Here is a 13,796-nt window from a genome sequence, read left to right as displayed (position 1 = left end):
TCAACTTACCGGTTCGTCCACGCCATTGCCTGGGCCGCGTAGCGCGTGCCGGAGAATTTCTCCGGCGAGAGCAGGTCGCCGAGCGTCTTCAGCTCATCGACGGAAAGTGAGATTTCCGTCGCGGCGACGTTCTGTTCCAGATTCGGGATTTTGCGAGCGCCGGGGATAGGCACGATGAAATCGCCCTGTGCGAGAACCCAAGCGAGCGCCAGCTGCGCGGCGGAGACGCCCTTGTCGGCGGCCATGTCTTGCAGCAGCTTCACCAGCGAGGCATTGGCCGCCATGTTCTCAGCGGAGAACCGCGGCAGCGTGTGGCGGAAGTCGCCCTCGCCAAAATCCTCCGGCTTCTGGATCTTGCCGGTCAGGAAGCCACGGCCGAGCGGGCTGAAGGGCACGAAACCGATATCAAGCTCGCGGCAGGTATCGAGGATTTCGCCTTCCGGCTCTCGGGTCCAGAGCGAATATTCGCTCTGCAGCGCCGAGATCGGATGCACCGCATGCGCGCGGCGGATGATCGGGGCGCCGGCTTCGGAAAGCCCGAGCGCGCGCACCTTGCCTTCCTTCACCAGCTCCGCCATCGCGCCGACCGTATCTTCGATCGGAACGTTGGGATCGACGCGGTGCTGATAGAGAAGATCGATCACCTCGACGCCGAGGCGCTTCAACGATGCTTCCGCCACTTCGCGAACATGTTCCGGACGACTGTCGAGGCCCGACATGGCGCGGCTGTCGGACGCGTTCGGATCGATCTTGAAGCCGAATTTGGTAGCAATCACCACCTTGTCGCGGAACGGTTTCAACGCTCGGCCGACAAGTTCCTCGTTGATGAACGGTCCGTAGACTTCGGCCGTATCGAAGAAATTGACGCCGAGTTCGACGGCGCGATGCAGGGTCCTGATCGATTCCTGCTCTTCCTGGCCTCCGTAACCGTGGCTCATGCCCATGCAGCCGAGACCGACGGCCGAGACGGTCAGTTCTTTTCCGAGTTTTCGCATCTTCATGGCGAAGCTCCTTTTGGAAAGAGAAAAGGCGGGCACGGTAGCGCCCGCCGGATAGTTAGAAGCCGAAAGATCAGGCGCCGGCTTCGTTGAGGCGCTTCATCTGGTCGTCGGAGAGCTTCAGGTTGCCGGCGGCAACGATCGCTTCGAGCTGCTTGAGGCTGGTGGCGCTGGCGATCGGGGCGGTAATGCCCGGTCGGGCGGCGACCCAGGCGATCGCGACCGACGCAAGGCCGGTTCCGGTTTCCGCCGCCACCTGATCGAGCGCGGCGAGAACGCGAAGGCCGCGTTCGTCGAGATAGCTTCCCATGCGCCCGCCGCGCGCCGCACCTTCGGCATCTTCCGGCTTGCGATACTTGCCGGTGAGGAAGCCCGCCGCCAGCGCGTAATAGCTGATGACGCCGATCTCTTGCCTGATGCAAAGGTCGCCGGTCGGGCCTTCGAACTTGTTGCGGGTGTAGAGATTGTATTCGGGCTGCAGCACGTCGTAACGCGGCAGGCCGGCCTTGGCGGCGGCGTCGAAGCTTTCCTGCATCAGGCCGGCATCGTAGTTGGAGCAGCCGATCGAGCGGACCTTGCCCTGTTCCTTGAGCTTCGCGAAGGCGCCGAGCGTCTCCTCGTGAGTGACCGTTTCGTCCGGCCAGTGCGCGAGGTAGAGGTCGATATAGTCGCTCTGCAGGCGGCGCAGCGAGTTCTCGACTTCCTCCAGAATCCACTTGGCGGAAAGGTCCTTCTTGCCCTGACCCATGTCTGAGCCGACCTTGGTGACGATGATCGCCTTGTCGCGCGAGTAGCCGCTCTGCTTCAGCCACTTGCCGATGATCGCCTCGGATTCACCGCCCACATGGCCCGGCACCCAGCGGTTATAGCTGTCGGCGGTATCGAGCGTGTTGAAGCCCGCATCGAACAGGCGGTCGAGAAGCTCGAACGAGGTCTTTTCGTCGGCAGTCCAGCCGAACACGTTGCAGCCGAAAACGACGGGCGAAATGGAAAGGCCGGTCCGGCCAAGCTTACGCAGCTCCATGAAATTCCTCCAAATTTTTAAGTGAGCAAGTATGTTCCAGAAAGGAGCCTGAGATTATCCCATGTTCCGCCACCGGCCAGTCCCTATTTTGAGCGGATGATCACTTTTTCAAGCGCCGCATCCGCCGCGACGTTGCGCGGTCTTGGTGCTGCCAATATGGTGCGCCCGAAATGAGCAGATAGGGAGGTACTCATGCTGCGTTTCGGAATCCTGTCGACGGCAAAGATCGGCCGCGAACTCGTTGTCCCGGCCATTCAGGATGCAGAAAACTGCGCCCTGACCGCCATTGCCAGCCGCGATCTCGACAAGGCGCGCGCCATGGCAGACCGTTTCGGCGCGCCGCATGCCTTTGGTTCCTATGACGAAATGCTGGCGTCGGACGTGATTGACGCGGTCTATATTCCGCTGCCGTCCAGCCAGCATGTGGAATGGTCGATCAAGGCGGCCGAAGCCGGCAAGCATGTGCTGTCCGAAAAGCCGATCGCCATCAAGGCGAGCGAGATCGAGGAACTGATCAAGGTGCGCGACCGCACCGGCAAGCTGATTTCCGAAGCCTTCATGGTCACCTATGCGCCGGTTTGGCTGAAGGTGCGCGAGCTGCTGCGGGACAAGGCGATCGGCGAGCTGAAGCACGTGCAGGGCGCCTTCACCTATTTCAACCGCGATCCCGGCAACATGCGCAACATTCCCGAACTCGGCGGCGGTGCGCTGCCGGATATCGGCGTCTATCCGACCATCACCACCCGTTTCGTCACCGGCGAGGAGCCGCAGCGCGTGCAGGCACGCGTCGAGCGCGACCCACAGTTCGGCACGGACATCTATTCCAGCGTCCGGGCGGAGTTCGGCTCGTTCGAGCTGAGCTTCTATGTCGCGACCCAGATGGCGGCGCGCCAGTTGATGGTTTTCCACGGCACCGAAGGCACGATCGAGGTGAAGTCGCCCTTCAACGCCAATCGCTGGGGCGCCGAGGAGATCGAACTCACCAACCAGAACCATGCGACGTCGCAGACCTTCCGCTTCCCCGACAGCCGCCAGTACAAGCGCCAGGTTGAGGCTTTTGCCAAGGCGGCGATGGGCGAGGCGGCGGAAGTCGTGACGCTCGAAAGCTCGCTGAAGAACCAGCAGTTCATCGACGCGATCTACCGCGCCGGCGAACACGAAAGCTGGGAAAAGGTCTGATTTCGCCTAACCGTTCCGGTGCCGGAAGACGAAGCGCGAATAACCGAAAAAGCTGTAGGCCGTCGCTGCGAGCGACGCGGCGATGATGGCGATGATCGGCTGCAGGAAGGGTGCGCGGTAGATCAGGGTCGAGTAGATCGCGTAATTGATCAGCGCCGACGTGATGCCGACCGCCCAGTAACGCAGGCCTTCGACGGCGAGCGAATGTTCTGATTTTCCGAATGTCCGGTTGCGATTGACGAACCAGGTGAATGCCATGGCCGCCATGATCGCCGGAATGCGGGCGAGAAACGGGCCGAGCCCAGCCAGGATCAGCAGATGCGTCAGGCCAGCATCGATCAGGAAACCGCAGCCACCGGCGATAAGGAACCAGAAAAGCCGTTTCATGCCGCGCTCTTTTCGCCTTTGCGACGCTTGGGCGGTGCCGTATCTGCCAATGGAGGAGCCGATTTCTGGCGGACGGGAATGTTCAGATAGTGGATGCGCAATTGCTCGGCCCTAGCGCGCGAAAGCGAATCGAGGATCATCCCGGCGGTGAAGATCAGGAACGACATCAGCATCAGCACCAGCGAAAACACCCAGGTCGGCATGCGATCGACGAGACCCGTCTGGAAATAGGCGAGCAGCACCGGCGCCATGAAGACCAGGCTGGTCACCATGAAGGCGCTGCTGATCGCGCTGAAGAAAGCGAAAGGCCGCGTTTCCTTCATTAGCATGGCAAACATCCAGAGGATTTTTGCCCCGTCCCGGAAGGTGGATAGCTTGGAATGCGAACCTTCCGGCCGTCTTCCGTAATCCAGCTCGATCTCCATGACAGGCAGTTTCAGCCGCGAGGCATGTACCGACATTTCCGTCTCGATCTCGAAACCGCCGGAAACCGCCGGAAAACTTTTCACGAAACGGCGCGAGAAGGCGCGGTAGCCGGAAAAGATATCGGTAAAGTCGGCGCCGAAGATCGTCCGGTACAGCACGTTGAACAGCCGGTTGCCGGCCGCATGGCCATGGCGCCCGGCATCCTCGCGCACGCCGCGGCGGGTGCCGACCACCATGTCGGCATTCTCGGTTAAAAGCGTGCGGATCAGTTCCTCGGCATCGGCCGGCGAATATGTGCCATCACCATCCGCCATGATGTAGATGTCGGCGTCGATATCGGCGAACATGCGGCGCACCACATGGCCCTTGCCTTGGCGGCGCTCGCGCATCACCTCAGCGCCCGACAGCATCGCCTGAAGTGCTGTGCCGTCGGTGGAATTGTTGTCGTAGACATAGATGCGCGCGCCGGGCAGCGCCGCGCGAAATCCGCGCACCACGCCCGCAATCGTCGGCGCCTCGTTGTAACAGGGCAGCAGAATGGCGATGTCGGGCAGAACGGTCAGCGGGTTGGTCATTGATTTTCACTCGATACATAGAAAATCGTCCGCAGAATCCGCCTGCGTCGCTGGTTTTACTATTTCTTGGGAAGGTTAAGGCTAGGTTTCGGCACTCACCGAAACAGACAGAACTTTAGGCGGATATGGCAGAAGGCGTTCCGGAAAACAGGGCGGACAAAACCTTCGCAAAAGCGCCGGGCCGTATCGGCGTGCCGATCACGTCCAGGCTCTTGCCGATGGTGTTGGCCTATTGGTTCGTTACAGCGCTTGCGCTTGTCGGCTTTGCCTCCGCTTCGGGCGGGTCGGTCATCACCGAAAACGACGATGTCATGCGGCTTGTCGAGGTGCGGGATTTGCTGGCCGGTCAAGGCTGGTTCGATCTCATGCAATACCGGCTCGGCCTTGCCGGTGGCACGCTGATGCACTGGTCGCGGCTGATCGACCTGCCAATTGCCGCACTCATCCGCCTCTTTTCGCTGTTTGCTGGCCAGGCGCGGGCGGAAGAGCTTGCCGCATTCGCTTGGCCAATTCTGCTGGTGCCGTTCCTGCTTCTGCCGCTGGCACTTGCTGCCCGGCGAGCCGGCGGCACTGCGACGATGCATATCGCGCTCGGTCTCGGCGCGCTCTTCGTCTTCAGCAGCATTCGTTTCGCCCCTGGCTCATTCGACCATCACAATGTCCAGCTGGCGCTCGCCATGTGGCTGGCGGCGGCCCTGACCGATCCCGATCGACGCCTGGCAAGTTCCGCGGGAGCCGGTTTCGTCTGCGCGCTGGCGATTGCGATCGGCGCCGAGACGACACCGCTCGTCGCGGCAGCCTGCATCCGCGTCGCAGCCCAGTGGATCTGGCACGGCGCGGCGTTTTCAAAGGCCGCGCAGGCATTCGGCCTGTCGCTGACGATCTCGATCACGGCGTTCTTCGTCGCCACCGTGCCGCCGCATGCCTACGCCATCGTTACCTGCGACAATCTCTCGCTTGGCTTTTATGCGCTTTCGGCGCTTGGCGGGACGGCGCTGTTCCTGCTCGCAAAACTGCCGGGCACGGGGAAATTCCGCATCCGTATCGTCCTTGCCGGCGTGACCGGCGCAATTTTGCTGCTGGCCGCGCGCGCCATCGCGCCGCAATGCCTCGGCGATCCCTTGGGTTCGCTCGATCCGATGCTGGTCGACCTCTGGCTGCGTGGCGTCAGCGAGGCGCGGTCCTTCATCGCCGAGGCGGTGCAGGAGCCGGAGATGATCGGCGGCTTCTACGCCGTCGGCCTGTTTGCCGTCTTCGTCTGCCTGTTTCGCGCCATCCGCAGGGAGGAGATCGAATTTCATCTCGTTCTGCTGGGGCTGATCGGCGCCTCCTGGGCCGTCTCGCTCGTGCAGGTACGCGGCGCCTTTTTCGCCAACCTGCTGTCCATCCTGCCGCTTTCGCTGCTGATCTGCGATCTGCGCCGGGCGGCAGCGAAAAATCCGGAAAGCTCCAGGGCGGCCCTCGGTTATATCGGCGGTGTGCTCGCCTCCGTGCCGATCGTCTGGGCGGTGGCCGGCGTGGCGGTCGTGCATGGCGTGTCGAAGGGTTTCGATCTGAATGCGGCCGCCCGCGGCAGTCTCGGCAAGGAAGCCGGCGAGTGCGGCGGCCTGGCCGATATGGCGGTTTTGAACGGGATCGACAAAGGCGTGGTTGCCGCGCCTTCCAATAGCGGGCCGGAAATCCTGCGCGCAACGCAACACCGAGTGCTTTCAGGCCCCTATCATCGCGACCAGCAGGGCATGTTGACCGAGCTTTATATCGGCCTCGCACAGCCTGATGAGGCGAACGCCTTCCTGCACGGTGCCGGAGTCACGGTCGTCGCTTTTTGCGCCTCCGATCCGCAGACGCAGATGCTGGCGAAGATGAAACCCGATGGGCTTTATGCCGGCCTGGCGCGCAACGAGATACCGGACTACCTGCAGCCGGTCAGCGGCGAGGGGAATGGTTTCCGCTTCTATCGGGTAGCGCCGCCAGAAAAATAGGGCATGAAAATAAGGCTGAAGGATCAGGCCGGACGCAGGCGGCGGATGACCAGAAGGCCCGCCACGAAATTGATCAGCCCGGCATTGTAGCCCAGCACGGCGACCAGCAGATCGAGATAGGATGTCGGGCCGGCCGAAACGGCGCTCGCCAGACCGAAGGTGACGACGATCAGAACGGCGATGAACGCGATCGAGAACGCGGAACGCATCATGCCGGCGCAGAGGCCTATCGAAGCGGCGGTCAAGAACAGCACCCGATGTCTCCTTTCTGCTCTCGAGGTCCACGAAAATGATATTCGCGGCATGCTAATAAATGCTTTCGGGCGAGGGTAAGGATTTGGCCCTCTTTGCCGGCATGCTTACCGAAAAGTGACCCGTTTCGGCACACTCAGTCGTTTTCAGCAGAGTCTGCCTGGTTTGCCTTTCTCCCGCCCGACCAGATAGGGGATCAGGCTTCCAGGCACGTCGCCCTGCCAGACGAGCCGCACATGGTAGCCGGAAAGCGGGCAGGTCAGGGCGATCCTTTCGCCTTCGAACTCCACCGTCTCGCCGGTCGGCGTGCGGATGATGCCGTCATCGTCGACCGGCCGAAACTCGGCTCCGACCGCGCCAAGCACGGCGATGGCCTGCGGCCGGTCCTCGAAGCGCAGCAACAGAGGTTCAGGCCGCATGGCGCTCGATCCTCCCGTTCAGACGAGGCCGGCAATCGCCATGGCCGTCGTGGCGGTCGCAAAGACGCGGGTGACGCGCAACGGCAGAAGGCTGCCAGGCAACACGTTCGGCAGGGTCAGTGTCTCGCCGGAGAGCATCCGTACCGACAGACTGCCGCCGGTGCCGATATAAAGCGCCCGCGTCGTTTCCGGCAGGTCGGTACTGTCGCTGGGCGTGATGGAAAATCCCGACGAGGCGGGACCGGAAAGCGAGGCCTGGGTATTGGCGAAACGATCGGGCATGGACGAAATCTCCTTGAATGTCCTTCGCCATGATTGTCGCCTTCCTCTGTCGCACGGGGAAAAGCCGGCCTCGAAAAATGTCGAGGCACATAGGGCCGATCCTCGCTCATAAGAGGGAAATGTGGCCTGCGGAGGAAAAGGAAAGGCGAAATTTCAGGTGTTTGCCGAACATGCCGTTTCCATGGCCACAAGACGGCCTATCTTCCAACGAAGCCGGAAAGGTTTTTTCGCGCTTCGATTATCCACGTTTCGATGCCGCTTGCCGGTGGTGAATTGGCGCCGCTCCTGCTTTAAATAGAGCCCATGAACAGCTTCACCGCCAGCGATTCGCCTTCGAACCTGACCGAGTTTTCGGTGTCGGAACTGTCCGGCTCGATCAAGCGCACGGTCGAGAACGCTTTCGACCATGTGCGGGTACGCGGCGAGATTTCCGGTTATCGCGGCCAGCATTCATCGGGACATGCCTATTTCTCGCTGAAGGATGATCGCGCCCGCATCGATGCGGTAATCTGGAAGGGGTCCTTTTCGAAGATCAGGTTCCGGCCGGAAGAGGGCATGGAAGTGATCGCCACCGGCAAGATCACCACCTTCCCCGGTTCGTCGAAATACCAGATCGTCATCGAGAACATGGAGCCTGCCGGTGCCGGCGCGCTGATGGCGCTCCTGGAAGAGCGCCGCCGCAAGCTTGGCGCCGAAGGCCTGTTCGACCAGAACCGCAAGCGCCCGCTGCCCTATCTGCCGCAGGTCATCGGCGTCGTGACCTCGCCGACCGGCGCCGTCATCCGCGATATCCTGCACCGCATTTCGGACCGCTTCCCGGTGCATGTCATCGTCTGGCCGGTCAAGGTGCAGGGCGAAGGCTCGGGCGACGAGGTAGCTGCAGCGATCCGCGGCTTCAATTCCTTCGAGCCTCGCGGATCGATCCGGCTGCCGGACGTGCTGATCGTCGCGCGCGGCGGTGGTAGTCTGGAAGATCTCTGGAGCTTCAACGACGAGGCCGTGGTGCGCGCCGCCGCAGACAGCCGCATCCCGCTGATCTCCGCCGTCGGCCACGAGACCGACTGGACGCTGATCGACCATGCGGCGGACGTGCGCGCCCCGACCCCGACGGGTGCCGCCGAAATGGCTGTGCCGGTCAAGGCCGATCTCGAAGCGCAGCTTGCCAACCTTGCAGCCCGCCTGCGCGGTGCCGCCAGCCGTCAGATGGATCATCGCCGCCAGTCGGTTCGGGCGCTGGTTCGCGCATTGCCGTCGTTGGACCAGATCCTTGCCCTGCCGCGCCGGCGTTTCGATGAGGCTGCCACTGGGCTCGGGCGCGGACTGGAGCGCACCACTGTCGTCAAGCGCCGCGCCTTCGAGCGGGCCTCGTCCGGCCTGCGGCTGGAGCTTTTGACCAATCGCCTGCAGCAGCAGAAGCAGCTTCTCGCCGAACGTATGGTGCGCGCCGAACGGCAGCTTGAGCGCCAGTTGCTGAAGGAACACAATCGCGTTGCCCGCGCCGGCGCCTCGCTCTCCTCGCTGCCGGCCCGCCTGATCGGCCAGCTGCAGAAGGAAAAGCAGCATCTGGCCGCACTTTCCCGCCAGTCGGATACGGCTGTCTCGCATATGCTGGCCCGCAGCCGCACGGCCGTCGCGGCGCAGGATCGCGTGCTGCAGTCGCTCGCCTATACCAATGTCCTGAAGCGTGGTTATGCCGTGATCCGCGACGAACATGACCGGCCGCTGACGCGCGCCGGTGAGGTGGATATCGGTCAGGCCATATCCATCCAGTTCGCCGATGGCCGCATCGCCGCCGTGACGGGTGAGAGAGGCGAGCCGATTGAACGCGTTGCCGCCCCGCCGCCACCTCCGAAGAAGAAACCTGCCAAACCCGAGGTTTCGGCTGATCCGCCCAAACAGGGCAACCTTTTCTGATGCGGGTGCTTTTGGTCCTCGCGCATCCACTGCCGGAAAGTTATGCCGCCTCGGTGGCAAAAACAGTGCGCGAGACGCTGGAGGCAGGCGGCCATTCCGTCGATCTGCTCGATCTTTATGCCGAGAATTTCGATCCGCGGCTGACGGAAAAGGAACGGCGCGGTTATTTCGACGAGCCTTACGATACGTCCGATGTTGCCGGCATCGTCGCACGGCTTCAGGCCGCCGAGGCGCTGATCCTCGTTTTTCCGCAATGGTGGTTCAATCTGCCGGCGGTGCTGAAAGGCTTTTTCGACCGTGCCTTCGCACCGGGCGTCGCCTTTCGTCACGACAAGGCTGGTGGCCGCATCATTCCACTGCTCACCAATATCCGCCATTTCTGGGCCTTCACCACCACAGGTTCGCCTTGGTGGGTGGTGAAGTTCTACATGGGCGATCCGGTGCGCCGGCAGCTGAAGCGGGGCATCGCGATCTTCTGCAACAAGCGTGTCGATTTTCGCTTGCTCGCCCTGCACGACATGGACCGTGCGACGGACGAGAAGCGCAAGGCGCATCTGGAGCGCGTCAAAGCCGCGCTCCAGCGTCTGGGCAAAGCCTAGCGAATTCGCATTCCGGCCTTTTCGTCGAATTTCAGCACCTTGTCGAACTTCTGCAGCGGCGCCTCCGGGATCGAGCCGATCGTCACGCCATATTGCCAGTCCGGCGGGCATATCGCGATATAGCGGGCATAGCCGCCCACACCGCCGCCGAATTTCGGATAACCGATCGCCACCAGCGCGCCCGTTTCCGGCACCTTGTCGAGGTTCGCCACGCCTTCCGCCTGGGCGAAACCGTTATGCATCAGCCAGTATTCGCCTTCGAGATTGGGGGTCGTATCGGTGTCGAGCGGTTCATGCCCGTGGAACAGGATCTTGCGTTCCAGATGCAAGAATTTCAGCGCGTCCAGGCCGACGCCCGGGAAAGGCTTTATGGTGGAAAGCGAAGGGTCGGGCCATTTCTTGTACCAGCCGGAGCGCACGAAAACGACCGATCCTTCCGGTATCCTGCCGTTCTTGGCTTCGAAATCGGTAATGTCGGCGACCTGCAGGTGATAACCCGGATCGGTCGCCACTTTGGGCTCGATATTGATCACCACCAGCGGGCGCACCGTATAGGTGGCCGGCAGTTCGTCGATCGCCGCATATTCCGGCGCCCAATGGGCCGGCGGGTCGAGCTGGGTGCCGAGCTGGTCGGTGGCGAGATTATAGGTCGAGGCGGCAAAGCCGTGCTTTTCGAAGGTGAAGGTCTCGCCCTTCTTGGCATAACCTTCGAGATCTACCCCGGCCGCCGCCTGGCCGAAGCTGGATTTGCCGAAACCGGCCCAGACGGGAATGTTCGGCGTGATCGTATGGGTGAGATCGACATATTTGGCGCCCTTCAAGGTCTCGTTATAGACCTTCCAGAGCCCGGGCTGATTGCCGGATTGCTGGGCGGATGCGGCCGAAATCAAGGCCAGCGACAAAAGGGCGGCGGCTGCCGGAAAAACAAGAGTGCGGGTGAAAAACGTCATGCTGCATTCCTTCATCGATGAAATCGGATCGTGGATATGCTCTGGAAAGGTTGCTGCTGAGCTCTTCAATCTCGCGCGCTGATGGCAAAAGAGTCAATCCGCGCGCGTTGACGTGGCGCGGCCTATTTAAGCTGCCACAAGAATTCCTATCTCAGTATGGATAGGTTCGCGGCCGAAGGTTTCACCAGCCGTCACGCCGCTTCAAAGGATATCGTCATGAAAAAATTCATCGCTTTTGCGCTTGCCCTGTCCGCGCTTTCATCGCTCGCTGCCGGACCCGCCTTGGCTGAACAGTCTGAAGGCTCGAAATTCCTGTTCGGCACTGCCTACAACGACAATGTCGATGCCATCCAGGTCCAGGCTTTTACCGCCCATCACGACGGATTGCCGTTGCGGGTAATTGCCGCGACGCGGTCCAGCATGCGTGAGGCGCAGGCCAGGGCACAGCATGATCCGGAATTGTTGAGGGCGCTCGCCGTGCGCAAGATCGCCCTGCACAACGTCATCGACGTCAGCACCGATTTTATCGGCAACAAGACTGTCTATTATCGCTGATAAAGTGTCGCGCGGGTGGTCGGCCCGCGCGATATTTCGGCTGATCAGGCCCACTCGCCCTTGCGCATGACCGGCACCCTGGCGCCGTCGGCGCGGATGCCGTCGATATCCACCTTGTCGGAACCGATCATCCAGTCGATATGGATCAGGCTGGAATTGCCGCCCTGCGCCTTAATCTGGTCCTGGCTGAGCGAGGCGCCGTCCAGGAAGCATTTCGAATAGCATTGGCCGAGCGCGATGTGGCACGAGGCGTTTTCGTCGAACAGCGTGTTGTAGAACAGGATGCCGCTCTTGGAGATCGGCGAGGAATGCGGCACCAGCGCCACTTCGCCCAGCCGGCGGGCGCCCTCATCCGTATCCAGCACCTTGTTCAGCACTTCCTCGCCCTTGGTGGCCTTGGCTTCGACGATGCGGCCGCCCTCGAACTTCACCTGGATATTGTCGATCAGCGTGCCCTGATGCGACAGCGGCTTGGTGCTCGACACATGGCCTTCGACGCGCAGCGCATGCGGGGTGGTGAAGACCTCTTCGGTCGGGACGTTCGGGTTGCAGGTAATGCCGTTCTTGGCCGTCGAAGCGCCGCCATGCCATTCATGGCCGTCTGCCAGGCCGACCGTCAGGTCGGTGCCGGGACCGGTGAAATGCAGCGCCGAAAAACGCTCGCCGTTCAGCCAGGTCGAACGTTTCCTGAGATTGCCATTGTGCTCCGCCCAGGCCGCGACCGGATCGGCGAGATCGACGCGCGAGGCGGCAAAGATCGCATCCGCCAGCTTTCCGACCGCCACCTCTTCCGGCACGTCCGGAAAGACCTGCTTTGCCCAGGCGGCATTCGGGTAGGAGACGATGTTCCAGTTGATGTCGAAATTGGCGATCTTTTCGAGCGCCGGCTTGTAGGCCATCGAATTGGCCTTGTTGGCGCGGGCCACCTTGGACGGGTCCTGCCCGGAAAGCATCATCGGATTGTCGCCGGAGATCGCCAGCCGCGCGGCACCATTGGCATAGGCCTTGGCCATGCCTTCATAGAGCCAGTCCGACGCCTTGTCGAAGCTCGCATCCGGTGCGTATTCGTAACGCGCCAGCGTGGTTTCCTCGTCCGAATAGAAGGTCGAGACGATGCCGGCGCCGGCCATATAGGCATGTTTGGTAATCAGCCGCACCAGCGACAGGGCGGCGATCGGCGCGGTGATGACGAGATCCTGACCTGGCTGCAGCCTGAGGCCGACCTTGACGGCCACTTCCGCCAGTTTCTCGAGCTTTTGAGGATCGACGACGGTTTGGAAATTCGGCACGATAGTCATGGATGGCCCTCTGTTCTGTAATTCGATCCAAGAGACTTAGAGAGGTTTGCGGCGAAATTGAAGGCCGCTCAGCGGCCAAGTGCCGCCTTGGCTGCCGCGATATTGCTCGCATGGACTTCCTCGTAAGGCGGGAAGTAGATGATCGCGCCCGAGGCGATCTCTTCCGCGGCAAAGGTTTTCAGCGACGGATCGATCTCCTCGCCCGCCGCAATCGCACCCGCCAGGCGCCGCAGATAAGCCCGGTTGGCGTCGATCAGTTCCGGCCCGTAACCGCCGGCCTCGATCCGCTTCGCATCCCCATGTGCCGGCAGGATTTTCGAAATCGGCCAGGTGCGCATGCGGGCAAGTTCGGAAATATGTGTGCCGATCTCGGCTGCTTCGGACACATAGGTGACGGTGTCTTCCAGCGTATCGCCGGCCAGCAGCAGCTTTTCGTCCGGCAGCCAGATCACATTGCCATCGGCGCTGTGGATGGCGAAATGATGCAGCTCGACGTGGCGGTTACCGACTGTCAGCACAAACTTCTCTTCGAACACCGTGGTCGGCATCACCACCGGCTTGATCGGCGGATTGGCCGCTTCGATCTTTTCGCGGTTCAGCGCCATCTTGTCTGCCGTCAGCTTCAACGCGATGATCTCGCAATCGGCAAACACCGCGTTGCCGGCGATATGGTCCTTGTGCCAGTGGCTGAGCACGACGAGGATATGCGTGACGCCGAGGCTATCCAGATGGGCGCGGATGGCACGCGCATGCTCCAGCGAGATATGCGTGTCGTAGATCAATGCTTCATGGCCGTCGACTATCGCGTAGGAAGCGACACCCAGCGAATATGCGCCATCATCCAGCCAGTTGGCGCTTTCGGAATGCAGCCGTTTGCCGGAGATCCGGCCGTCGTAATAGGCGAAGATGCCGGGATAGGGCTGCAGGATGCGCAATGTCGCGGTGATTTCGGTCAT

The 13,796-nt window shown here is 61.7% G+C and carries 15 protein-coding genes; 5 read left to right on the top strand and 10 right to left on the bottom strand.

What is annotated here, in order from left to right; all coding sequences use genetic code 11:
• Positions 1 to 5 precede the first annotated feature (5 nt).
• Both KX729_RS18595 and KX729_RS18590 read right to left on the bottom strand, forming a co-directional pair.
• The gene (locus KX729_RS18595) at positions 6 to 1,001 is read right to left on the bottom strand and encodes an aldo/keto reductase (RefSeq protein ID WP_219743974.1); all 996 of its coding nucleotides are present in this window, start codon (positions 999 to 1,001) and stop codon (positions 6 to 8) included.
• A 70-nt stretch (positions 1,002 to 1,071) separates the two neighbouring features.
• Entirely contained in the window at positions 1,072 to 2,022 is a 951-nt protein-coding gene (locus KX729_RS18590) for an aldo/keto reductase (protein WP_219743973.1), read from the bottom strand.
• Between the two features lie 192 nt (positions 2,023 to 2,214).
• On the opposite strand from KX729_RS18590, the gene KX729_RS18585 reads away from it, so the two are divergent.
• On the top strand, positions 2,215 to 3,201 hold the full coding sequence (locus tag KX729_RS18585; protein ID WP_219743972.1) for a Gfo/Idh/MocA family protein: 987 nt from the start codon (positions 2,215 to 2,217) through the stop codon (positions 3,199 to 3,201).
• 6 nt (positions 3,202 to 3,207) lie between these two features.
• Here the strand turns inward: KX729_RS18585 and KX729_RS18580 are convergent, their stop codons facing one another.
• Together KX729_RS18580 and KX729_RS18575 are read right to left on the bottom strand one after the other, a co-directional pair.
• Entirely contained in the window at positions 3,208 to 3,588 is a 381-nt protein-coding gene (locus KX729_RS18580; RefSeq protein ID WP_219743971.1) for a GtrA family protein, read from the bottom strand.
• Positions 3,585 to 4,589 (bottom strand): glycosyltransferase, encoded by a 1,005-nt coding sequence (locus KX729_RS18575; RefSeq protein ID WP_219743970.1) that lies wholly within the window; start codon positions 4,587 to 4,589, stop codon positions 3,585 to 3,587. Before KX729_RS18575 ends, KX729_RS18580 begins: the two co-directional genes overlap by 4 nt.
• A gap of 218 nt (positions 4,590 to 4,807) precedes the next feature.
• On the opposite strand from KX729_RS18575, the gene KX729_RS18570 reads away from it, so the two are divergent.
• Complete coding sequence (locus tag KX729_RS18570; protein WP_446692522.1) at positions 4,808 to 6,571, top strand: hypothetical protein; 1,764 nt, start codon at positions 4,808 to 4,810, stop codon at positions 6,569 to 6,571.
• 23 nt (positions 6,572 to 6,594) lie between these two features.
• On the opposite strand, the gene KX729_RS18565 is transcribed toward KX729_RS18570, so the two are convergent.
• The 3 genes from KX729_RS18565 to KX729_RS18555 form a co-directional block, all read right to left on the bottom strand.
• Complete coding sequence (locus tag KX729_RS18565; RefSeq protein WP_025603332.1) at positions 6,595 to 6,825, bottom strand: hypothetical protein; 231 nt, start codon at positions 6,823 to 6,825, stop codon at positions 6,595 to 6,597.
• A 144-nt stretch (positions 6,826 to 6,969) separates the two neighbouring features.
• Positions 6,970 to 7,242: a hypothetical protein gene (locus KX729_RS18560; RefSeq protein ID WP_219743968.1), complete on the bottom strand. Its 273-nt coding sequence runs from the start codon at positions 7,240 to 7,242 to the stop codon at positions 6,970 to 6,972.
• Between the two features lie 18 nt (positions 7,243 to 7,260).
• Positions 7,261 to 7,524, bottom strand: coding sequence for a spike base protein, RCAP_Rcc01079 family (locus KX729_RS18555; RefSeq protein WP_219743967.1), 264 nt, complete (start codon positions 7,522 to 7,524; stop codon positions 7,261 to 7,263).
• Positions 7,525 to 7,827: 303 nt separating this feature from the next.
• On the opposite strand from KX729_RS18555, the gene xseA reads away from it, so the two are divergent.
• Together xseA and KX729_RS18545 are read left to right on the top strand one after the other, a co-directional pair.
• Positions 7,828 to 9,438: an exodeoxyribonuclease VII large subunit gene (gene xseA, locus KX729_RS18550; protein WP_219743966.1), complete on the top strand. Its 1,611-nt coding sequence runs from the start codon at positions 7,828 to 7,830 to the stop codon at positions 9,436 to 9,438.
• Positions 9,438 to 10,037, top strand: a complete 600-nt coding sequence (locus tag KX729_RS18545; RefSeq protein ID WP_219743965.1) for an NAD(P)H-dependent oxidoreductase — start codon at positions 9,438 to 9,440, stop codon at positions 10,035 to 10,037. The genes xseA and KX729_RS18545 overlap by 1 nt, the downstream gene beginning before the upstream one ends.
• Here the strand turns inward: KX729_RS18545 and KX729_RS18540 are convergent.
• Entirely contained in the window at positions 10,034 to 10,987 is a 954-nt protein-coding gene (locus KX729_RS18540; protein WP_219743964.1) for a cyclase family protein, read from the bottom strand. The genes KX729_RS18545 and KX729_RS18540 overlap by 4 nt on opposite strands.
• A gap of 216 nt (positions 10,988 to 11,203) precedes the next feature.
• On the opposite strand from KX729_RS18540, the gene KX729_RS18535 reads away from it, so the two are divergent.
• A complete protein-coding gene (locus KX729_RS18535; RefSeq protein WP_219743963.1) occupies positions 11,204 to 11,542 on the top strand; it encodes a hypothetical protein in 339 nt (112 codons plus the stop codon).
• A 44-nt stretch (positions 11,543 to 11,586) separates the two neighbouring features.
• On the opposite strand, the gene KX729_RS18530 is transcribed toward KX729_RS18535, so the two are convergent.
• Together KX729_RS18530 and KX729_RS18525 are read right to left on the bottom strand one after the other, a co-directional pair.
• Positions 11,587 to 12,840, bottom strand: coding sequence for an aminopeptidase (locus KX729_RS18530; protein ID WP_219743962.1), 1,254 nt, complete (start codon positions 12,838 to 12,840; stop codon positions 11,587 to 11,589).
• Between the two features lie 68 nt (positions 12,841 to 12,908).
• Positions 12,909 to 13,796: an MBL fold metallo-hydrolase gene (locus KX729_RS18525; RefSeq protein WP_219743961.1), complete on the bottom strand. Its 888-nt coding sequence runs from the start codon at positions 13,794 to 13,796 to the stop codon at positions 12,909 to 12,911.

Source organism: Neorhizobium populisoli, assembly GCF_019430945.1.
Lineage (GTDB): Bacteria > Pseudomonadota > Alphaproteobacteria > Rhizobiales > Rhizobiaceae > Neorhizobium > Neorhizobium populisoli.
Note: the sequence above shows the minus strand (reverse complement) of the source record. Positions and strands in the feature narration are given on the sequence as shown.